Source organism: Rhizobium sp. X9, from assembly GCF_018873185.1.
GTDB classification, from domain to species: Bacteria; Pseudomonadota; Alphaproteobacteria; order Rhizobiales; family Rhizobiaceae; genus Agrobacterium; species Agrobacterium oryzihabitans.
Genome location: NZ_CP071312.1, coordinates 2,286,977 through 2,309,285, shown reverse-complemented (window position 1 = coordinate 2,309,285; position 22,309 = coordinate 2,286,977). Strand labels below are relative to the sequence as shown.

The 22,309-nt window shown below is 60.0% G+C and carries 15 protein-coding genes; 3 read left to right on the top strand and 12 right to left on the bottom strand.

Annotation, left to right across the window (positions count from 1 at the left end; all coding sequences use genetic code 11):
- Positions 1 to 116 precede the first annotated feature (116 nt).
- From JZY08_RS25380 to JZY08_RS25340, 9 genes are all read right to left on the bottom strand, one after another.
- Positions 117 to 1,235, bottom strand: a complete 1,119-nt coding sequence (locus tag JZY08_RS25380) for an ABC transporter permease (protein WP_216332218.1) — start codon at positions 1,233 to 1,235, stop codon at positions 117 to 119.
- Complete coding sequence (rbbA, locus tag JZY08_RS25375; RefSeq protein WP_216332217.1) at positions 1,232 to 4,009, bottom strand: ribosome-associated ATPase/putative transporter RbbA; 2,778 nt, start codon at positions 4,007 to 4,009, stop codon at positions 1,232 to 1,234. The genes JZY08_RS25380 and rbbA overlap by 4 nt, the downstream gene beginning before the upstream one ends.
- An 11-nt stretch (positions 4,010 to 4,020) precedes the next feature.
- Complete coding sequence (locus tag JZY08_RS25370; protein ID WP_035224903.1) at positions 4,021 to 5,085, bottom strand: HlyD family efflux transporter periplasmic adaptor subunit; 1,065 nt, start codon at positions 5,083 to 5,085, stop codon at positions 4,021 to 4,023.
- Positions 5,086 to 5,558: 473 nt separating this feature from the next.
- Positions 5,559 to 6,932 carry an alpha-glucosidase/alpha-galactosidase gene (locus JZY08_RS25365; protein ID WP_216332215.1) on the bottom strand — a complete coding sequence of 458 codons (1,374 nt, stop codon included), beginning with the start codon at positions 6,930 to 6,932 and terminating at the stop codon, positions 5,559 to 5,561.
- A gap of 23 nt (positions 6,933 to 6,955) precedes the next feature.
- A complete protein-coding gene (locus tag JZY08_RS25360; protein WP_216332213.1) occupies positions 6,956 to 8,626 on the bottom strand; it encodes an ABC transporter ATP-binding protein in 1,671 nt (556 codons plus the stop codon).
- Between the two features lie 12 nt (positions 8,627 to 8,638).
- Positions 8,639 to 9,775 carry an ABC transporter permease gene (locus JZY08_RS25355; protein ID WP_216332211.1) on the bottom strand — a complete coding sequence of 379 codons (1,137 nt, stop codon included), beginning with the start codon at positions 9,773 to 9,775 and terminating at the stop codon, positions 8,639 to 8,641.
- 1 nt (position 9,776) lies between these two features.
- Positions 9,777 to 10,784: an ABC transporter permease gene (locus JZY08_RS25350; protein WP_216332210.1), complete on the bottom strand. Its 1,008-nt coding sequence runs from the start codon at positions 10,782 to 10,784 to the stop codon at positions 9,777 to 9,779.
- 143 nt (positions 10,785 to 10,927) lie between these two features.
- Entirely contained in the window at positions 10,928 to 13,015 is a 2,088-nt protein-coding gene (locus JZY08_RS25345; protein WP_216332208.1) for an ABC transporter substrate-binding protein, read from the bottom strand.
- A 108-nt stretch (positions 13,016 to 13,123) separates the two neighbouring features.
- Positions 13,124 to 14,590 carry an alpha-glucosidase/alpha-galactosidase gene (locus JZY08_RS25340; protein ID WP_216332205.1) on the bottom strand — a complete coding sequence of 489 codons (1,467 nt, stop codon included), beginning with the start codon at positions 14,588 to 14,590 and terminating at the stop codon, positions 13,124 to 13,126.
- Positions 14,591 to 14,787: 197 nt separating this feature from the next.
- Between JZY08_RS25340 and JZY08_RS25335 the strand changes: the two genes are divergently transcribed.
- The gene (locus JZY08_RS25335) at positions 14,788 to 15,681 is read left to right on the top strand and encodes an AraC family transcriptional regulator (RefSeq protein ID WP_082184756.1); all 894 of its coding nucleotides are present in this window, start codon (positions 14,788 to 14,790) and stop codon (positions 15,679 to 15,681) included.
- A 76-nt stretch (positions 15,682 to 15,757) separates the two neighbouring features.
- Positions 15,758 to 16,225 (top strand): hypothetical protein, encoded by a 468-nt coding sequence (locus tag JZY08_RS25330; protein WP_216332204.1) that lies wholly within the window; start codon positions 15,758 to 15,760, stop codon positions 16,223 to 16,225.
- A gap of 12 nt (positions 16,226 to 16,237) precedes the next feature.
- On the opposite strand, the gene JZY08_RS25325 is transcribed toward JZY08_RS25330, so the two are convergent.
- Genes JZY08_RS25325 through JZY08_RS25315 form a run of 3 tightly spaced genes read right to left on the bottom strand, consistent with a single transcriptional unit; the run spans position 16,238 to position 20,794 of the window.
- Complete coding sequence (locus tag JZY08_RS25325) at positions 16,238 to 17,149, bottom strand: DMT family transporter (protein WP_082184758.1); 912 nt, start codon at positions 17,147 to 17,149, stop codon at positions 16,238 to 16,240.
- Positions 17,146 to 19,548, bottom strand: a complete 2,403-nt coding sequence (locus JZY08_RS25320) for a PIG-L family deacetylase (protein ID WP_216332203.1) — start codon at positions 19,546 to 19,548, stop codon at positions 17,146 to 17,148. The genes JZY08_RS25325 and JZY08_RS25320 overlap by 4 nt, the downstream gene beginning before the upstream one ends.
- Before the next feature lie 19 nt (positions 19,549 to 19,567).
- The gene (locus JZY08_RS25315) at positions 19,568 to 20,794 is read right to left on the bottom strand and encodes an ROK family transcriptional regulator (RefSeq protein WP_216332202.1); all 1,227 of its coding nucleotides are present in this window, start codon (positions 20,792 to 20,794) and stop codon (positions 19,568 to 19,570) included.
- Positions 20,795 to 21,039: 245 nt separating this feature from the next.
- Here JZY08_RS25315 and JZY08_RS25310 point away from each other — a divergent pair, with 245 nt between their 5' ends.
- Positions 21,040 to 22,305, top strand: a complete 1,266-nt coding sequence (locus tag JZY08_RS25310) for an extracellular solute-binding protein (protein WP_003499460.1) — start codon at positions 21,040 to 21,042, stop codon at positions 22,303 to 22,305.
- The last annotated feature ends 4 nt before the right edge of the window (positions 22,306 to 22,309 follow it).

The window sequence follows — 22,309 nt, the reverse complement described above, 5'->3', positions numbered from 1 at the left end:
GCCCGCTTTACCCAGCCGTCCTCATAGGCATATTCCCCGAAGGCGAACATACCGTTACCGAACACAATAAATTCAACACGGGCGAATTGGCGGGAAAACAGGCATTTTTCCCGGGTTCAACGCAGGAATCGCCTGAAACGGCGAAGCGCAAAAACGAAAAGCGCGCTGCCGATGGCCAAAAGGGCCAGCAATTGCGGCCAGACGACATCCAGCCCGGCCCCGCGGAAAAGCACCGATTGCGCCAGAATGACGAAATGGGTGTTGGGTGCGAGAAGCATGAGATACTGGATGATGTCAGGCATGCTCTCACGCGGCGTCATGGCGCCGGAGAGTACCTGCAACGGCAATAGAAACAGGATCAGCAGCATGCCGAACTGCGGCATGGAACCGGCGACCGTCGCTAAAAATATGCCCATCGAGGTCATGGCAAAGAGTTGCAGGGCGGTCCCAAGCAGGAAAAGCGAGAGCGAGCCTTCAATCGGAATGGCGAGCAGCCCCCTGACGACGACGAACAGGGAAAATGCCGAGGCCACCAGCACCACGAGGCCCATGGACCAGACCTTGCTCAGCATTATCTCCAGCGGCGTGACCGGCATGACCAGCAGATGCTCGACCGTGCCATGCTCACGCTCGCGAATGAGTGCCGCCCCCGTCAGAACGATGGAGAGCATGGTGATGGCGGTGATGATGTTATTGATCGATCCGAACCACGATTTGTCCAGTTCCGGGTTGAAACGGGAACGCAGCGTCAGGTCCACCGGCACCGAGGTCGTACCGCGATAGCGGTTCATATATTCCTGGATTTCGCTGGTCACGATGGTCTGGACATATCCACCGCCGCTGAAAGCCTGGCTCATGCGGGTGGCGTCGATGTTGAGCTGAATGGCCGGCTGCTGCCCCGCCATCAGGCGGCGCTGGAAATCCGGCGGAATGTTGAGCGCGAAAGTATCGAGCCCCGCATCCATGCGCTTGTCCATTTCAGCAATGGAAATCTGCTTAGGTGGCGCGAAATAGGGCGGATAAAACGCCGTGCTGATACGACCCGACAGCGGCGACTGATCCTCATCGACAATCGCGATGGCGGCATTGTTCAGCGTCTCCGGCAGCGCGCTGGAGCCGGTATAGATCTGCAGCGTGAAGGCGTAGACGATCAGCAGCAGCAACATGCCGTCACGCGCAAGGCCGCGCAGTTCCTTGATGCCGAGCTGGAAGATGTTGGACGAAAACAACCTCATGACGCCTGTTTCCTCAAGAGAGCGGCGCCGGCGATGAGCAGCAGCGGAATGGCAATGATCAGCGGCAGGAAAGAGCCGGAAAGGCCGGCGAAATCCAACCCCTTCGAAAAGGTCCCGCGCGAAATCGTCATGAAATAGGTGGCGGGATAGATGTTGCCGATGAAGGCGCCTGCGCCCTGCAGCGACGAGACGGGATCGATCATGCCGGAATATTGCGTCGCCGGAATGAGCGTCAACAGGGCCGTACCGAAGATCGCGGCAATCTGGCTCTTCATGAAGGACGACATGACGAGGCCGATCGAGGTGGCGATGATGACGAAGAGCAAGGCTCCCGTCGCGTAAGCAAGATAACTTCCCGTAAACGGCACCCGGAAGATGAAGATGGCGAATGCCGTCAGCAGCAGGAAATTGAGCATGCCAAGGGCGACATAGGGTAGCTGCTTGCCGATCAGGAATTCCAGCCGGGTGGTCGGCGTCACGTAAAGATTGACGATGGAGCCGAGTTCTTTCTCCCGGACGACGCTGAGTGCCGCCAGCATGGCCGGAATGAGCATGAGCAGCAGCGGAATGACCGCCGGCACCATGGCGACAAGGCTCTTGACATCAGGGTTATATCGATAGCGCGTTTCGATGCTGAAGCTGTTCTGCGTCGCCGCACTGCCATAAATCTCGGCCGCCTTCCTCGCCAGCCATGTCTGGTGCATGCCCTGCACGTAACCGCGCACCGTCTCGGCCCGCTGCGGCATGGCGCCATCGATCCAGGCGCCCACCTCCACCGTCTTGCCGCGCAGCACATCGCGGCCGAAACCGGGGGGAATTTCAATGGCGAGGCTCAGTTCGCCATCGCGCATGCGCCGGTCCATATCGGCATAGTCGCGGATCGGTTCCTTTTCGATGAAATAACGGGAACCGGCTATATCCAGCACATAATCGCGGCTGATGGTGGAATCGTCACGGTCGAGCACCGCAAAGGTCAGGTCCTCGACATCCAGATTGATGCCGTAACCGATCACGAACATCAGGATGACGCTGCCAAGCACCGCCAGCGTGCCACGAATGGGGTCTCGCTGCAGTTCCAGCGCCTCGCGGCGGGTATAGCTGAACATGCGCCTGACATCGAAAAACCGTTTGCGGGCGGGCGTTGCATGTGGCGTCACAGGCACATTCGCTGTAGCGACCGGCGCATCAGCAGGTTCCGCCTTTTTCACGCCGGACGCATCTTCGAGATAAGCGACGAAAGCCTCTTCCAGCGTTGCCGCATCCCGGCTTCTAGTAATCGCATCAGGCGTATCGCTGATCAGAACCTTGCCGGCATGCATCAGCGAAATCCGGTCACAGCGCTCCGCCTCGTTCATGAAATGGGTGGAGATGAAGATGGTGACATTGTCGTTGCGGGAGAGATCGGCAAGGATCTGCCAGAACCCGTCCCGCGCCACCGGATCGACACCGGAGGTCGGCTCATCGAGGATGAGAATGTCAGGCGAGTGGATCATCGCCACCGCAAGCGAAAGTCTTTGCCGGATGCCAAGCGGCAGGTCGTCCGGCAGAGTCTCCATTGCCGCGCCAAGATCGAAACGCTCCGCCATCTCGGCGATGCGCGGCTGAATTTTCTCTTCCGGCAGCTTGAACAGGCGAGCGTGAAGATCGAGGTTCTGGCGCACCGTCAGTTCGGAATAAAGCGAGAAGGCCTGGCTCATGTAACCGACACGGTGGCGGATGGCCATGTCGCTGGCATCCACCTTGTGCCCGAAGAGCTTCGCCTCGCCTTCGCTCGCGGCCAGAAGCCCGGTCAGCATCTTCATGGTCGTGGATTTTCCGCAGCCGTTCGAGCCGAGAAAGCCGAAAATCTCGCCGCGCGGAATCTTGAAGCTGACATTGTCGACGGCGGTAAAGTCACCGAAGCGCATGCTGAGATGGGACGCCTCGATGGCATAATCGCCATCATCACTCACCTTGCGCGGCGCGATGTGCACCTCGTGGTAACCCTTTCGCTTTTCTTCCGGAAGAAGCGCGATGAAGGCGGCATCGAGATTTGCAGCCGAGGTGCGCTCCAGAAGCTCGGCAGGCGACCCCGTTGCCAGAATTTTTCCGCCATCCATGGCAACCAGCCAGTCGAAACCGGCGGCTTCCTCCATATAGGCCGTGGCGACGATGACGCTCATGCCCGGACGCCCGGCCCGGATCGAATCGATCAGTTCCCAGAACTGCCGGCGCGACAGCGGATCGACACCCGTGGTCGGCTCATCGAGAATGAGCAGGTCCGGATCGTGGATCAGCGCGCAGCAGAGCCCGAGCTTCTGCTTCATGCCGCCCGAAAGCTTCATTGCCGGACGGTCGGCAAAGGGCTCGAGGCCGGTACTTTTCAGCAGTTCGGCAATGCGCGCCTGCCGCTCCCTGCCGCCCTGCCCGAACAGCCGCCCGAAAAAGTCGATATTCTCGAACACGGACAGGGTGGGATAAAGGTTCTTGCCCAGCCCCTGCGGCATATAGGCAATGCGCGGGCAGGTATCCTCGCGGTGGCGCGGATCGGACATATCGCCGCCCAGAACCTCCACCTTTCCCTTCTGTATGGCCCGTGCGCCGGAGACGAGCGACAGGAGGCTGGATTTACCGACACCGTCCGGCCCGATAAGCCCGATCATCCGCCCGGACGGAATTTCAACCGATATGTCAGAGAGAGCAACCGTGCTGCCGAAAGCCAGCCGCACATCGGTGAGGCGCGTAACCGGCGCGTCCCTATCGTTTTCACTCTTCGTCGCGTTGGGTGTGCCCATGGCGGCCACCGTCACTTGACGAGGTTACGTTCGAGATTTTCCGGCCAGGCCGCCTGCGGGTCAAGCCGGACATAGGCCATGCCGGGCAGGCCGGTTTTGACATATTGAATGTATTTCTGCAGCAGTTCCTGCGGGATCTGCGCCCGCACCCGGAAGGTCAGCTTCTGGCGCTCTTCCTCGGTCTCGACCGTTTTCGGGGTGAATTGCGCGACATCGGCCACGAAGGAAACCTTGGCCGGAATGGTGTATTGCGGCGCGGCATCGAGGATGAGGCGCACGTCGGACCCCATTGATGTGCGGCCAGCCTCAGCCGTCGGCAGGAAGAACGTCATGTAGACGTCGCCGAGATCGACGAGGTTGAGAACGCGGCCGCCCGCGGAAAGGACCTCTCCGGGCTGGGCGATGCGATATTGCACGCGGCCGTCGCGCGGCGATTTCAGCGTCGCATCGGTGATGTCAGTCTCGATGCTCTCAATATCGGCCTGGGCTGCATCAACCGCCGCTTCCGCGTCGACGATCTGCGCCCTGGCGGCGTTGATGGCGGCATCCGAAGCGGCAAGCGACGCCTCAGCCGAAGCAAGCGTCGCGCGGGCGGATAGCTCGGCGGCTTCGCTGTCGTCAACGATCTGCTGTGAAACCGCGTTGCCGGTCAGCAGCTGTTTCGAACGTGCATTGGTCTTGGAGGCGGAATCGAGCTGCGCCTTGCGCTGTTCCACCACCGCCAGAGCGGATGTTTTTTCCGCCTCCCGCTGGGCAACGAGGCTGTTGGCGGTATCGATCGCTATTTTTGCGCGGCGAAGCTGTGCTTCCGCCTGGCGCTTCTTGGCTTCCAGCTGGGCCGTGTCCATCTGCGCCAGCACCTGCCCGGCCTTCACGAAGTCGCCTTCGCGCACCATGATATCTTGAAGGCGGCCCGCTGTTTTCGTGGAAATATCGATCTCCACCGCTTCGATCCGGCCGTTACTGGCCACGAACCCGGCGGGAAGTCCCTCCCCCGTCAGCTTCGACCAGAAGAAATAGGCGGCAACGGCAACAGCCAGAACCACCAGACCAATGAGCAAGCCTTTTTTAGACATCCGTCTTCCCCATGAACCCTTCAGGTTTCAACCGTAATACGTAAAAACCGAAGAAGCCAGCCACCATCGCGTTCAGAATTCGCACCGGCATTTCTTCTGTTTGAGGAAATGGGCCGGGTCATGCGGCTTTTTAAGTGAGGGTGCGCTTCGTGGCTTTGACACAAGTCAAGTGCATGAGAGGTTTCGGGCAAGGGCCTAAACCGGTTGACGATGGCAGGCAGCAGCGATTGCAAAGCCATATGAAGCGGCCTCGTTTGGCAACGCCGCATCATCCGCACTCGTCACCCCGGACTTGATCCGGGGTCCAAGCGATCAAGTCCTTGATCGCACGAGACTCTCTTCTCACGGCGCAGACGCGCCGTGGCTGGATGCCGGATCAAGTCCGGCATGACGGAGGAGAGGGCCTGCACCTTAGATAGTCAAAGGCCGCAGGATGAAACCTGCAGCCTCGCATTTGTTGTAGCGATCGCGCGTTACACCGCCCGCGCCCGCTTCACCTCCACCTGTGTCCACTCCGGCAGCCAGTCGCGATGGGCCAGCAGAAGATCATCCACCAGCGACCAGATCTGGTCGAGATCGAGTTCCGCCGCCGTATGCGGGTCCATCATCGCGGCGTGGAAGATATGTTCGCGGTTTTCGGTCATCAGCGCCCGCACCGTCAGTTCCTGCACATTGATGTTGGTGCGCATCAGCGCGGTGAGCTGCGGCGGCAACTCGCCGATATAGGTGGGCTGCACGCCGTTATGATCGACAAGGCACGGCACTTCCGCCGCACAATTGGCCGGCAGCGAGGTGATGCAGCCATTGTTACGCTGGTTGCCGTAAATCACCGAGGGCTCACCGGTCCAGACCGAGTTGATGATGGAGGAGGCATATTCCTTTGACTGCTTGACCTCGATCTTGTCGGCCGAACGATAGGCCGCCGCCTGCCCCTTCCAGCGCTCGATCTGCTCGATGCAGCGCTTGGGATATTCATCAAGCGGGATGCCGAATTTCTCGATCAGGTCCTCGCGCCCTTCCTTGATGAAATAGGGCGTATATTCGGCAAAATGCTCGGAACTTTCGGTGACGAAATAACCGAGCCGCGTCAGCATCTCGTAACGCACCTTGTTGGGGCAACGCGGGTTCCAGCCGGGTTTTGGCGCACGGCCTTCGCGGTAACCGCGCACGAGATCGGGATAGAGGTTCCTGTAGCTGCCATCCGGCTGGCGGTGCTCGAACTCCAGGAAAAACGCCATGTGGTTGATGCCGGCCGAACGGTAACGGATTTCCTCATAGGGAATATCGAGATCGTGGGCGAGTTCCATGGCCGTGCCCTGCACGGAATGGCAAAGGCCAACCTGGCGGATCGTCGGGTATTTCTCCGCAATCGCCCAGGTGTTGATCGCCATGGGGTTCACATATTGCAGCATGATGGCGTTGGGGCAGACGGCCAGCATGTCCTCACAGATCTTCCACAGATGCGGCACGGTGCGCAGGCCGCGCATGATGCCGCCGACGCCGAGCGTATCGGCGATGGTCTGGCGCAGGCCATATTTGCGCGGCACCTCGAAATCGGTGACCGTGCAGGGCTCATAACCGCCGATCTGGAAAGCGACGACAACGAAATCGGCCCCGGCAAGCGCCTTCTTCTGGTCAGTATAGGTCTCGGCCTTCGCCTTCGCCCCCAATGTCGAAATCAGCTTGTTGACGACGATGGCGCTTTCTTCCAGCCTTTCACGGTTGATGTCCATCAGCGCGATGGTGGCGCCCGAAAGGGCCGGACGTTGCAGCACGTCACCGATGATGTTCTTCATGAACACCGTGGAACCTGCGCCGATAAATGTGATCTTGGGATCTCTTGCCATTTTCTACCTCCGGCATTTGGCATTCAAGCGATTTCGAAGGCGGCTCGTACAAGCCGCTGAGTATATTCGGTTTTCGGGCGGGTCAGAACCTCATCGACGGGGCCTTCCTCAACGATCCTGCCGCGCTGCATGACGATGACGCGGTGGCAGAGCGCGCGAACGACCTTCAGGTCGTGCGAGATGAACAGGTAGCTCAGGCCCCGCTCGTCCTGCAGCTTGCGAAGCAGGTCGATGATCTGCGCCTGAACGGAAAGGTCGAGCGCGGACGTCGGCTCATCGAGCAGAATGAATTCCGGCTCCAGCGCCACCGCACGCGCAATGGCGATACGCTGGCGCTGGCCGCCGGAAAATTCATGCGGGAACCGTGAGAGGATGTTGCCGGGCATGCCGGCCGCCTCCAGCGCGTCGCGTACCCGCTCCAGCCTTTCGCCCTTGGTCCTGCCCAGCCCGTTGATGACAAGCCCTTCCTCGATGATCTGGCCGATGGTCATGCGTGGGTTGAGCGAGGCGAAAGGATCCTGAAAGACGATCTGCATGCGCGAACGCAGGGGCCGCATTTGAGATCGGGACCGGCCATCGACCCTCTCGCCATCAAAGATCACCTCACCGGCCACCGGCTCGTTCAGCCGCAACAGGGATTGTCCGAAGGTTGTCTTGCCGGAACCGGATTCACCGACGAGCCCCAGCGTCTCGTGCCGATTGAGGGTGAGCCCCAGACTGTCGACGGCGATCAGTTCCTTCAGCTCCGGTTTGAACAGGCCGCCGTAACGCATCATGAAAGAGACACGCACGCCATTCGCCGTCAGCAGCACGCCGGAATTTTCCGGCAGCGGTTTGGCCGTGCCATGCGGTTCGGAAGCAAGCAGCTTTTTCGTATAGGGGTGCTGCGGCGCTTCGAAGAGCTTTTCCGTGGTGTTGTGCTCGCGCATCTCGCCATGCTGCATGACATAGACGTAATCGGAAAACTGCTTCACGATCGTCAGGTCATGGGTGATGAGAACCACGGCCATGCCGCGCTTCTTCTGAAGATCGCGGATGAGGTTGAGGATCTGCGCCTGTACCGTCACATCGAGCGCGGTGGTTGGCTCATCGGCAATCAGCACATCCGGATCGTTGGAGAGCGCCATGGCGATCATCACACGCTGCCGCTGGCCGCCGGACAGCTGATGCGGATATTGCTTCAGCCGCGCTTCCGGTTCGGGTATCTGTACCTGCCGCAGAAGATCGAGCGCCCTCGCCTCGGCCTCTTTCCGGCTCAGTTTCGAATGAACCCGGATCGCCTCGACGATCTGGCTGCCGATCGTATAGATCGGGTTCAGCGAACTCATCGGCTCCTGAAAGATCATCGAGATGCGGTTGCCGCGCAGCGCCCGCCGCTGGCGGCTCGAAAACTTCAGAATGTCGTCGCCGTTGAAACGCACGGTCGCGGATTTCGAAACGGAAGCCCGCTTCGTCAAAAGCCCCATGATGGTGCGGGCCGTGACGGATTTTCCCGAACCGGATTCACCGACGATCGCTATCGTCTCGCCCCGGTAAAGCTGGAAGGAGATGTCCTTCACCGCCTCCACCGTTCCGTGCTCCACTTTGAAGGTCACGGCGATGTTGCGGGCATCGATGATGGCGTCGTCGTTTCGGTCATCGGCGTCAAAGCGGATGGCGGGCGCGTAAGTGTTATTTTGTGCAGCAGCAACCATATTACGCTCCTCTCAATAGGGATCGACGGCATCGCGCAGGCCATCGCCCAACGCGTTGAAGGCGAAGACCGTGACCAGCACGAAACCAACAGGTGCGAGAATCCAGGGATAGGAACCGATGACGGAATAGGTGGCCGTATCCTGCAGCATCAGCCCCCAGGAGATGAGCGGCGGTTTCACCGCAAAGCCGAGGAAACCGAGGAAGGATTCGAGCAGCACGACGCTCGGAATATGCAGCGTCACGGCGACGATCACATGGCTCATCACATTCGGCAGGATGTGCTGGAAGATAATGCGCCGGTCGGTGGCGCCGACGGCGATCGCCGCACGCACATAATCGATACGCGCCAAGGCCAGTGTTTTCCCCCGCACCTCTCGCGACATCTGCGCCCAGCCGAGCGCCGACATGACACCGACGACGAAAACAAGGAAAACGGTGGTCGGGGCCGTGACCGGGATGAGCGAGGTCAGCGCGAGATAGAGCGGCAATTGCGGAAACGCCAGCACCACTTCCACGAAACGCTGCACCCAGGCATCCAGCGGGCCGCCGAAATATCCTGATATCAGCCCGACGCTGGTGCCGATGACGGTAACGATGGTGACGACGCTGAGCGCGATGGCAAGCGATATGCGCGAACCGTAGATGGCGCGCGACAGCACATCGCGTCCGAACTTGTCGGTTCCGAGAAAATGCACCGGCTGGCCGTCCGTCGAGCCGAAGAAATGCCGGCTCATCGGGATGAGACCCAAAAGCCTGTATTCCGCACCTTTGACGAAAAAGCCGAGATAAACCGGATTATCATAGTCCGGCCCGACGATGGGCTGGAAGGTGATCGGATCGAGTTCTTCGGTCTCGGCGATGGCATAGACGCGTGGTAAAAGGCTTACATTGCCGTCCTTGTCGCTGAAGCGCACCACCTGCGGCGGCGAGAAGCTGCCATGCGTTTCGAGCGGATTCATCGGCGCGAAGAAATCCGCGAAGATGGCAATGAGGATCAGCAGGACCACCAGCACCAGCCCGATCATGCCGGTGAACGAGCGCCTCAGACGACGCCAGACAAGTGCGAGATAACTCTCATTGCCATAGGCAGAACGGTCGGGTTTTGCGGCGGCGGCGGTTTCGGTCTTCATCTCGTCAAACGCCATCATCTCAGGCCCTCCCGAATTCGCGAACGCGCGGGTCAAGCATGGCGAGCAGCATGTCGGCGATGATGTTGCCGACGATCAGCGTGGCGGCCAGCACCATCATGAAGGTTGCAGTGACATAGACATCGCCCACCGCCATGGAGCCGACAATGGCCGGGCCGACGGTCGGCAGCGCGAAGATGATCGCGGTTTCGATCTCGCCGCTCAGCATGTAGGGCAGCACCACGCCCTGATACATGACGAGCGGGTGCACGGCGTTCGGCACCGCATGGCGCATGATGACAGCGCCTTCCGAAAGGCCCTTGGCGCGCGCCGTTTCCACATATTGCGCATTCAGCGTATCGAGCAGATTGCCGCGCATGACCCGCATGTTATAGGCAAGGCCACCGAAGACGGCGATGGCGACGACAGGCCAGACATGGCTGACGAGATCGACGAATTTAGCCCATGACCATGGTGCGCCGCCATATTGCGGTGAGAAAAAGCTGCCAATCTCAGACACGTCGAAATGAAACACCATGAGATAGACGAGGATCAGCGCCATCAGAAAGCGCGGAATGGTCATGCCGAGGAAGGCGACTGTCGAGAGAAGATTGTCGACCCAGGAATATTGCCGTGTAGCCGCCCAGATGCCGAAGGCGATGCCGAGAACGGATGCAAAGATGTGGCAGACCAGCGCCAGCGCAATGGTGCGCGGCAGGCGTTCGCCAACCACATCGGCGACCGGCTTGTTGTAATAGAAGCTGTAGCCGAAATCGCCGCGGGTGACGATGCCGCCGATCCAGTTGAAATATTGAATGACGAGCGGCCTATCGAGGCCGTGTTCGATACGGTAGGCCTGCGCCTGCGCTTCCGCCTGTTCGAAGGACGCACCGCCCTGGTTCATCAGTTGCGAGCGGATATAGTCGGCATAGTCGCCGGGCGGCGCCTGGATGATGGCGAAGGTCACCACGCTCAGGATCAACAGCACCGGAATGGCGGAGCCTATGCGTATCGTCAGAAATCTCAGCATCGAACGGTCTTCTCCGTTGGGTAATCCGTGTGTCTCCGGCCGCGCTTCACGCGCGACCGGTACCGGGTTTTCTCCGGGAGGAGTTCTCTAAAGTTTTCGCATTTCCGGACGGAAAACCGGGGTCCACTTTTCCTGGAAATGCTTTAGTTGATCGGGCCGCCCTCGCCCGGCTTGCCGGGAAGCTGCTCGGGGAAGAGTTCGTATTTGCCCTGCTTGTCAGCCGCGACCCAAAGGCGTTCGCGGATGATGGCGTCTTCAGCCCAGTTGAACATGAAGATCGGCGTGCCCTGCGGCACATTCGAGAACCGCTTGTTGACGATGAGCGCGCCCGGATATTCGGTGAGACCGATCGTATAGAGGTTCTGCGTATAGACCTTCTGATACTGCTTCATCAGCTCCGCCCGCTCGGCATTGTCCTGCGAGGAGATGAACTTGCGCACGAGATCGGCCATTTCCTTTTCGAACGGCATCAGATCCAGTTCCTTGCCCTCAGGGGCGCGGTGGTTCCAGCTGGTACGGGGGCCAACAGGCGCCAGTTGCTCGGTGTTCTGCACCACCGACGAGAGCTCGGTGGAATTGCGCCGCACCAGCCAGTCGAACTGACCGCCATAATGGGCAGCATCACGCTGGTTGGAGTCGAGGCTGTTGATGATGACGCGAAGACCGAGTTTCGCCATCTGGCCGACAAGGCCTTCCGCGATGCTCTTGTCCGTGGTGTAGCCGTTATTGACCAGAAGAATGATCTCGACGTTGCGTCCGCCCAGCGTCTCCCTGGGGAAATTCAGGAAACCGTCACCATCGGTATCCTTCAGGCCGATCTCCGCAAGGGCTGCCTTGGCGGCTTCGAGATTGAAGGGATAATAGACCGTGGAGTTGCGGTCATAGAAGCTGGTGCCGGAGGAAATGCCACCGGGATAGATCGCCGTGAACGGCCCCTTCACCAGCGAGTCACCTATTGCCTTGCGGTCAATGGCGGAGGTCACGGCCTTGCGGAACACCTCATTGCGGTTCAGCTCGCGAATGGCCTGCCCGCGCTCGTCCGGATTGCCCCAGCCATTGGCGGAGAAATTCATCTGCAGATTATAGCCGATGAGCCGCGGCCCGAAGGCAAGGCGTGCCGGCGCATTCTGATCGGCAGCGCGTTTCAGCGAAGCGACGAAATTTTCCGGCTGCTCGAGATTGGAAAAATCGCCCGATCCCGCCACGGCCTGCACATCACGGTCGGCCCAGGTTGAAAGCTTGTAATGGACCTCGTTGAGATAGGGCAGCTGCTGGCCCTTCTCGTCGACCTTCCAGTAATAGGGGTTGCGCCTCAGCACGATGATATCATCGGGACGGTACGTGACCGGCACCCACGCACCCATGACAGGCATGTTCATAAACTCGGGCGGAAAGGCGTTCTTGAACTGGTTATAGGTGTTTTTGGAATATTTCGGATGCTGCGGTTTCAGAATATGCGACGGTCCGGGGCAGAAGCTCGGATAGGCCATGGTGTAGAGATACTGCTTGGGGAAGGCGCTCTTGAAGGTCCATTCCACCGTATAATCATCGACCTTCGTGAGTGTCGTTCCCTCACCGAAGGCTTCGGGCGATGCGCCGCCGCCAAGCGGTGAAACATTGGGGTCGACGACGGCATCTTCCCAGTAGAACATCACGTCATCGGCATTGAAGGGCTCGCCGTCCGACCATTTGGCGCCCTTGACGAGATGCATCGTCAGCTTGTGGCCGTCTTCCGACCATTCCCAGCTTTTGGCGAGATTGGGCAGCGGTTCGGTGTCCTTGGCATCCACCTGAAATAGCGGTGCCGTGCGCGTCAGGCATTCGGAGAGCGCGATATCGATGCCGCCCCAGCCCTGGCTCTGGCCGGCAATGTAATTCCAGCCCTCGGGCCGCCCGCCGACCACATGGCGCATGGTATCGCCATAAACGCCGACACCATCGGGCATGTTGCCGGTCTTGTAGACCAGCGGCTCCTCGGGCAGACGCTCCTTGAGCGGTGGCAGCTTGCCAGCCTTTTCGAATTTTTCAGTGATCCAGTCCGGCTCGCTGTAGCTCGGCAGCGCCTTGAATTCGAGGATCGAGTCGCGGGCCACATAATTGATCTTGCCTTCCGCCGGAAATTGCGGCGGCTCTGGCGGCGTGGTGGTCTCGAAAGCATTGGCACTGAGTGCGATCATCGAAACACCAAGTCCCAATGCCGCGATGATACCGATCTTGCGTTGAAGTTGCATCGTCATTCCTCCCAAATGGCAGCTCTTCGACCGCCCACCCTCTGTGATCGTTCTGGCCGTGGCGGCGAACTCCCTTCCGCCGCCCGGCCTGTTCCCATGCCCTTTCCTTCAAACAGCCTTTTTCAGCGCCGATTTTTCGGCGCGCAGTTCTTCGATGGAGCGCACGTTGCGGCGGGCGGCACCGGCCCAGTCGCGGGTCTTGACGCTGGATTTCGCAAGCCGCTCCTTCGCCGCCGGTACTGCATCCGCATATTGCGGCAGCCAGCGCGCCTGCGCGACGACCATCTCATCCACCATCTGCCAGACCTCCTCCGGCGTGGCGACGGCGCCGACCAGCGGATCGTGCAGTACAGCCAGCTTCAGCAGATCGATATCGCCGCTCACCGCCGCATGCACCGACATGCGCTGCACGTTGATGGAGGCCATGCAGGTGGCCGCACAGGCTTCCGGCAGCGTCACGCCCGAGACCATGTTGATGCCGAAACGGTCGACGAAACCGGGGGATTCAATGATGGCATCGGAAGGCAGATTGGTGATGACGCCATTGTTCCTGACGTTGAAGTGGCCGCGATAGACGCGCCCGGTTTCCAGCGCTTCCAGAATGTGGCTCGCATGTTCGTTGGAGCGCTTCGCCGGGTCGATGGGCTTTGCCGCCGAGGCGAGGAACTGCGGAAACTCCGTTTCGAACCAGTTCCGCGTCTCGGTGGAATGGCGCAGGTAACCGCCGGTTTCGCCGTGAATCCAGTCGGACATATCGATCCAGCGGGCGATTTCCTCCGGCCGCTTGCGATACCACGGCAGATATTCGGAGAGATGGCCGTTGCTTTCCGTCGAATAGACGCCAAAACGCTTCAGCACGTCGATGCGCAGCTTCTCCTGCTGCGAAAAGACCGGATGCGCCTCGAAGGCGGCGACCAGCTCGTCCTTGCCGATCTTGCGGCCGTTGAGCCTCAGATCGATGAACCATGTCTGGTGGTTGATGCCGGAGCAGATGTAATCCAGCTCGGACAGGCTTTTCGCACCGAGAATTTCGGCGATCTGTTCAGCCCCGTGCTGCACGCCGTGGCAAAGGCCGACCGTATCGACCTTGCCATATTCGATGGCGGCCCAGGTGTTCATGGCCATGGGGTTGGCGTAGTTCAGGAATTTCGCGCCCGGCGCGGCAACCTCGCGGATATCCTTGCAGAAATCGAGAATGACCGGAATGTTGCGCTGGCCATAGAGAATGCCGCCGGCGCAGATCGTATCGCCGACGCATTGGTCGATGCCGTATTTCAGCGGAATACGGATATCGTCCGCATAGGCTTCGAGACCGCCAACCCGCACGCAGCTGATGATGTATTTCGCACCCTCCAGCGCCCGCCTGCGGTCGGTATCGGCCGTCACCTTGACGGGGAAACCATTGGCCTCGACGATCTTTTCGAGGATCGCCTTGATCATATCGAGATTGTGCTGGCTGATATCCGTCAGCGCGACTTCAATGTCGCGAAACTCCGGCACGCACAGGAGATCGGTGAACAGTTTTTTCGTGAAACCGACGCTGCCTGCGCCAATAATAGCGATTTTGAAACTCATAACGCCACCTCTGTTGCAAATCGAACGGGTGAAACGGGCCTAGGGATCATAAAATGGCGCTACAGAAAAATACCCGTAAGAATCCCGTAAAACCGGCCTTCCTCCCAATTTTTCAGCAGCAATATCCCGCTGGCTGTCTCCTCGGATCGGGATTATGCGTATAATAAGAGACAGGACCAGAGAAGGATTATGCTTTCATGGGTAATTTTGTGCTGCGTGATTTGATCGATCAGGGACCCGGCATGCGAACAGTCTCACTGCCGCGCGGACGCCAGACCCTGCACACCATGCCCACCAGCAGCGGCTATGAAATCCGCAGCAGCGGCAACTATGATTGGGACGGGCGAAGGCGCGGCCAGACGCCGTTCACCGTGCTGCAATATTGCATCGGCGGACAGGGCAATCTGCGCTACGAAAACCGTCATTATGTGGTGAAGCCGGGTGAAACCCTGCTGCTGCTCATTCCCCACAACCATCGCTACTGGCTGGAAGAGGGCAAGGAATGGGAATTCTTCTGGATTTCCATGAATGGCGAGGAAGCCCTGCGCATTCACCGCAATATTCTCTCCGTCACCGGCCCTATCCTCAAGCTTCAGCCGGAAACCATCGATCATCTCGCTTATTGCTGCTCGCGCCTCGTCAACGGCGCGGAAACACCGGGAGCGGCCTCCGCCGTTGCCTATGAGGCGGCGATGACGCTTTATGACGACGTTTTCGGCTCGCATCCCTCCTTCGGCGGTGAATATCGCACCCTGCAGCAGGTGCTGAGCTACATAGACAGCCATCTCGGCGAGCGGCTTTCCGTCAGCGACCTTGCCGCCGTTGCCGGCCTCAGCCGTGCGCATTTTTCCCGCATCTTCACGGCAAGCGAAGGCCTGCCGCCAGCTGAATTCGTGCTGCAGCGACGATTGCGGCGGGCGGCGAAGCTTCTCACCACGGCCGGCAACATTCCCATCAAGGAGGTGTCCGTGCTGTGCGGCTTCGAGGACCCGAACTACTTCTCCAAGGTCTTCCGCAGGCTTTACGGCACCAATCCGAGTGAATTCCGCACCACCGGCATGTATGCGAGCGTTCAGCAGAACAGATCGTGAAAAAACAACTTCGTTTTGCCATGTTTCAGGCGATTAAGGATGAATGACGTTACGCCCTTTTCGGAGACCGACCGAGGTGAAGAACAGAATCCGGATGATCCTCATCTTTCCGATTCGGGCGCTTATCGTGCTTGCCTTGGTCCTCGACGGCATTTTCCGCCCTCTCTACCGGCCGATCATCAGGGCCATTTCCAGACTGACATTCATCAGGAAACTGGAAAGCCGGATTGGCGGATTGCCGCGCCCTGCCATTCTTCTTCTGCTTGCGGTGCCATTTGCCATCGCCGAGCCGATGAAAATCATCGGCCTGCTTCTCATCGCCCACGGCACCGTCAAGACGGGTGTTGCCGTGACGGTCCTTGCCCATCTCGCCACCTTCCTGATCGTCGAGCGCATTTATCACGCGGGTCGGGAGAAGCTCCTCACCTATGCCTGGTTCGCATGGATCATGCGATATGTGCGTTTCGCGCGGTCCTTCTATGATCGCTTCAAGCTTGCCGCATTGAACTGGATCCGCCTCAGGGTTCTGGCGCACCAGAGATAGCTGCGGGACCTGTCACCGTCGGCGGCGCAACGTCTTCAGGAGATATTCCGCAAAGGCCGTTGCCTGTAGAGAGACGAGAATGATGGCGATGCCGAAGACGACGCGGGCCTCGGGCACCTCGTCAAACAGGAAATATCCCACAGCCGTCACAAACAGGATCGACAGATAGCCGACGGGTGCGAGCACGCTTGCATCGGCAATGCGATAGGCCCGCAGGAAACAATATTGCCCCATTTGCGCAAGCAGGCCGATGGCGAGCAGCGGGCCCCAGTCGAGCGGCGCGATCGGCTTCCATGTCCAGATCGCCGGAACGGCGGTAATGACGGCAAGGCCAACCGTATAGAAGACCATCATCACCGTGGTGTTTTCCTGCCGCAGCGCCCGGGTCTGGATCACCGCAAGCGCACCGAACACCACCGAGACGAGGACGACGAGCACGCCTGCGTTGAATTCAGCGCCGCCCGGCCCGATGACGACGAGAACGCCGACAAATGCAAGGCATGCCCCAGCCCAGCGATATCGGCTCACCCTTTCGCCGAGAACGGCGACCGCCATCGCCATCGTCACCAGCGGGCGAGAGAAGCCCACGGCATTGACGGTGGCGAGCGGCAACAGTGTGATGGCGACGAAGTTGCTGGTGAGTGCAATGGCGTTGCAGCAGATTCGGAAAAGATTGCGCCAGGGATATTTGACGTTCACCATTTCCATCCGGTGCCGCCAGATGAGCGGCAGGATGAAGATCAGGCCGATCATCGCCCTGATGAAGACGAGTTGAAAGGCCGGATAGGTAACGCCCTGCGCCTTGACGAGGGCTGTCATTCCGCCTGAAACGAGGGCCATATCCAGCAATAGCCAGCCGATGCCCGCGCGAGCATCGGTTTCGCGCGGGTTTTCCTGTTTTTCACTCTGGCTCTGGCCATTCACGCGGGTTGCACAAGGTTTGCCATGAGGCGGAACGCCCCCGGCACCAGCTTGTCCATCTGGTGGTGAAGGACGAGGCTCGTATGCGTGTGCCGGCCCTTGCCAATCGCCGCCGAGACCAGCGCACCCTTCAGGGGCTGTTCATCGACATCGTGCATGGCAAGCAGGGGCTCATAGACATCATCCCAGCGCGAGGCGAAATAGAGCCCGCGCTCCTTGTCCCAGCCCGTCCAGTCAGCAGCACTGATCGTGTTGGGCCCGACAAGCAATGGATGATCGGGCAGCAGCACCGTCACCTCGGCATTCGGATCGGTCACACGCCAGCGCAGGGACGGCTTGCCGATTTCAAGCCGCCTCACCGGCGTCGTCTCCGGGTTCCATCCATCGGTCGGCCGGTGATAGAGCGTGACAAGATGGCCGCCCTCTTCGACGAATCGGTGGAGCCGCTCCGTTGCCGCAGCCAGATCCTTTCTGATGCCGAAGGCGAAGATGCCGACAACAATCGTCGTAAACGACGAGAGATCACCGCCAAGCGCCTGCGCATCCAGTTCGGTGACATCAAGACCCATGCGAGAAAGCCATGACCCGACCCGGTCGGCACCGCCACCGACATAACCGATGCGCGCACCCTCGGGCAGTTTGAGGTCCAGCGAGAGGATTTTCAGAGCGGAAGGTGCGAGAAACCGCGTCCGTCCGATATGCGGATAGGCGATCGGCGTGATCTGGAAAGCCGGCTGCGAACCGACAGTCGCTTCGATCTGGGCAAGGCCCGTCGTAGCGTCGCCGGTGCGTTCGGCCACCCAGTCGCTGCCGCTCTTGCGCAAGTTCCAGCCGCCCGCACTCCTGAACGACAGCGGCGCATCGGCACCCCTTATATGCGCCTGAAAAACATGGGCGTCCTGCCCCTGTCCAAGCGGAACCAGAAGCGCATCGGGCGCGATCGTCAGCGACTGCGCGGGCGTTACGAAAAACGGCTCCTCCAGATCGAAGTTGGCCGAAACGTCCCGGCCTTCGACCCTTGCGGAAAGGCGCACCGAGGCATGGCCATTGCCGCCTGACGCTTTCCAATCGGGCTGATAGAGACCGGAAACAGTGGCGTCCTGATCGGCGACAAGTGAAAAGACCCGCGTCTGCCCTAGCGACTGAACGGATGAGGAAACGCCAGCCGGAAGAACCGGGGAAACTTCGACCTGAAACTCACCCGCCTTGTCAGCAAGTTCCACGTAGAGCGCGGATGTTCCGCCCGGAACGATCTCTGCCGGCTGGGCATAAGCCCGCTCGAAAAGATCAAGCGCCGTCAGGATAGCGGCATCGACCTGCGCCCGTTTGCGCGCGATCCGGTGCCCGTGCAACGCCTTGAAATCCTGGGTTGCGGCGTCATCGACCTTCTGCAAAAGAGTTGCCGCCGAAAGAAGTGACGCCGTGATCCGCTGCGTGTCGGGAAAGGCTGCGATTGCGTCGGTGATTTCCCGTTCGGCCTCAACCAGCGCCTTTGCCAATTCGGCGTCTAGCCCGGGAAAATCCGAGAGATCGGTCAGCGACGACGGCAGCCCGTCGAGGATCGAACTTTCCCCGCCGCCCGCGATGCTGGAGAGCTCAAGATGCAGCGGCCAGACTTCCTGCGCCCGCTTCGGCCAGTGCCCCATTCCCTGCGATGCATGGTAATAACGCGACCATTCGCCGATACGGTCATATTGCGCGCCGGTTGCCTTCTCGGTTCCAGGCACATTGATCGTCAGCGTTGTCTCCGGCGGAGGCACTTCGTCATCATAGGTGTCGCCACCGCCCGACCATGCGGGAAGATAATATTTGGCCACCTTCCAGGGTTTCAGCCCCTCGGAGAAATGTTCGGGATAGGCCGCAGGATCGGCCGCCAGCGTGATCGCGGTTTTCGCCGCGCGCGTCATGGCGCGGTGGTGCCCGTGTTGTCCCGGCACATCGAGAAATGTCGGGATGACGATATCGGGCCGTTCCTTGCGATAGGCGCGCACCAGCCGCTCGACGATGCGCTGCTGCCCCCATCGACCGAAGGTCTGGTCACCATCCTTGGAGAAACCGAAGTCGTGAATGATATCCGCCGGGCCATGGCCAAGCCAGCTTACATCCGCATCGATGACGCGGGCAGCCTCCTCCAGCTCCCGCGACCGGATGACGCCAAGCGCGCCCAGCCGCTCAGGCCCCAGCGCATTCTGCCCGCCTTCACCGCGCGTCGAGCAGGCGATGATGGTCCGCATGCCAAGTTCCATCCGGAAATAGGCGAGAAGTCCGTTCTGCTCGTCATCCGGATGCGCGCCGGTGTGCATGACGGTGACAGCGGATTTCAGTGCGCTCAGTTTGCGATGCAGGCGCACAAGCCATGGATCGGCCATCTGCCGTTCGATGCGCTCCCGGGGGTTAAGCATGGGTGGTCTCCTCCAATATTCAGCCGGGCACCTGCGCTGCGGCGCCCAAGGACGTCTCAAGTTTTGGTGTGACGATGTCGAACAGCGGCAGGGCGGCGGCACCAAGCGCCGCCGTCAACTGTCCTGATTTGCCGTGGATGACGCGCGGCAACTCCCTTTGCCGCCGGCTTGCGACCGAAGTCGGCAGATGCCCCATCCGCGCAATGATCTCGCTGATGATGATTTCCGGCAGCGCGCCACCGAGAATGACCGTCTGCGGATCGAGAATGTTCTCGAGCATCGCAACCATCGGCGCCAGATGGACGGCGGCCTCGTCGATCCACTCCATCACCACCGGATTACTGGCCTTGAACAGGGCCTCAAGATCATCAAGCTCCGTATCCGCCACACCGGCGCAGACGAGCTTTTCCTTGAGCACATAAACGGAAGCATAGGCCTCCAGGCAGCCCATTTGCCCGCAGGAAGGGCAAGGCCTTCCCTTCGGCGAGACGGTCACATGGCCGATTTCGCCGGCATTGCCGAACGCGCCACGATAGGGCGAACCATCCTGAATGATGCCGAGACCGATGCCGACACCAAAATAGATCATGCAGAAATTCGGGATCGCCAGGCCCGCACCGAACAGGCGCTCGCCGACGGCGGCGGCCGTCGCATCGTTTTCAACCACGACCGGTTGGCCGCAGGCCTCGCTCAGCATCTGGCGGGCGTCGATACCCACCCAGCCGGAGAGCGTCGTCGGGCCGACCGAGGTCATGCCGTCGATCTCGAAAGGTCCGGGCATGACGACGCCGGTGCCGAGCAGCCTGCAACCGACATTTTTGGCAACCGCGGCATGCTCTGCCGCAAAGGTTTTGAATATGGCTTCCGGCGTCGTGTCCTTGAGCGGCGTGACACGATGGGTGTGCAGCACACCGGCGAGATCGAGGCCGACGGTGACCATGTGGTCGGCGGCGATCTCCACCCCGATCGTCGCGCCGCCGTCCGGGTTGACGGCAAACTGGATCGGCGGCTGGCCCCTGCCGGTGCGGCGGCGGCCAAGCTCCTTCAGAAGCTCCTCCCCCACCAGCTCATCGACGATATTGGCAACCGCCTGAGGTGTCAGATGCGTGATCTTGGCGATCTGGGCACGCCCGAGCGATCCGTGCCGCCGGACGATGTCGAGGACGACTCGCCGGTTGTGCTCGCGGCTGCGCTCAGGATTTTTTCCGATTGCTACGGGATAGGCATCCACCGTGTGCACCGTCATCTCTTCAACTTCCCGTCCGTTAGAAAATTCATAGCGTTGAAATGACGATAAGCGCAATATAATAATTCAAGTAAATTATCTTATTGACAAATGCCCGCCTTCAGAGAACCGTAGAGAGCGACCGGGGGTCAGGCTTGCATGGGGGTGGAACACGGAAAATCCCGCTGCCGGCAAATCGATGAGAGCGCGCGAAAGCGCGGATAAAGGGAACGATCACTCCGCATCCGGAAGACCGGGCGGGGAAAATGGAGGCTTACATGCGCAGGGCAACTTTGTTCGCCGGCTTGGTCGCCGGCTTCAGCACATTTGCGTTCAACGCCGCTCAGGCGGTTGAAATCGAATATTGGCAATATGTCTTCGACACACGCGTCAAAGCGATGGACGAGCTTATTGCGGAGTTTCAGAAGGCCAATCCTGACATTACCGTCAAACAGGTAACCTTCCCTTACGCCGACTACCAGACGCGCGTCATTGCCGCCAACATGTCCGGCAAGGGCCCTGACGTCATGCAGCTGTTTTACGGCTGGCTGGACAAGTTCGCAGCCGGCGGCATCTTGCAGCCGCTGCCGACCGACGCTTTCCCGCATGACAAGATCGAAAGCGATTTCTTCCCGATCGTCAGCGCCATGAAACGTGGCGACGATTATTACGGCCTGCCGACGGCGGTTCGTTCGCTTGCACTTTTCTACAACAAGAAGCTCTTCACCGAAGCGGGCCTCGATCCCGCCAACCCGCCGAAGACGCTGGACGAATTTGTCGCTGCCGCAGAAAAGATCGCCAAGCACGACGCCGCCGGAAACCTCACCGTTGCGGGCTCCACACTCGATATGGGCGGCCAGGACCACCAATGGTGGCGCGAGGTTCTCATTCGCCAATATGGCGGCGAGCCCTACACCGACAACGACCAGAAAGTCGCCTACGACAGCGAAGCGGGCGTTCAGGCCCTGAAGTTCTACACCAGCCTGCAACTTGAAAAGAAGATCGGTCAGGTGGGCTTCATGGATGAAGGCCAGGCCGCCTTCCGCGCCGGCAAGGCGGGCATGACCATAGACGGCACGTTCAGGCTTGGATCGTTCAGAACCATCAAGGACTTCGAGTGGGGCGTGACCGAGCTTCCCACCAATGACAAGAATATCCGCTCCAACTATGCCAGCTATTTTGCCAACGGCATCAGCGCCAAGACGAGCGGCGAAGAGCTTGAAGCGTCGAAGAAATTCCTCGCCTACATCTCCTCACCGGAAGCCATGGCGATCTGGCTGAAGACCGTGGGCGAATTGCCGGCGCGGCGTGCGGCAGCTCTGACCGAAGAGAACCTGAAGGACCCGGTCTACGCACCGTTCCTGAAGGGTCTCGAATACGCCCACACCACCCTGTTCATGGACGAGGCCGCCCAGCGGCAGAACGCCATCGACATGACGAACCGGATTTTGCTCGAGGGCCAATCCGTCGAAGACTCCATCAAGCAGGCCGCCGGGGCCGAGCAGGAAATCATCGACGCGGCCAAACCCTAAAACC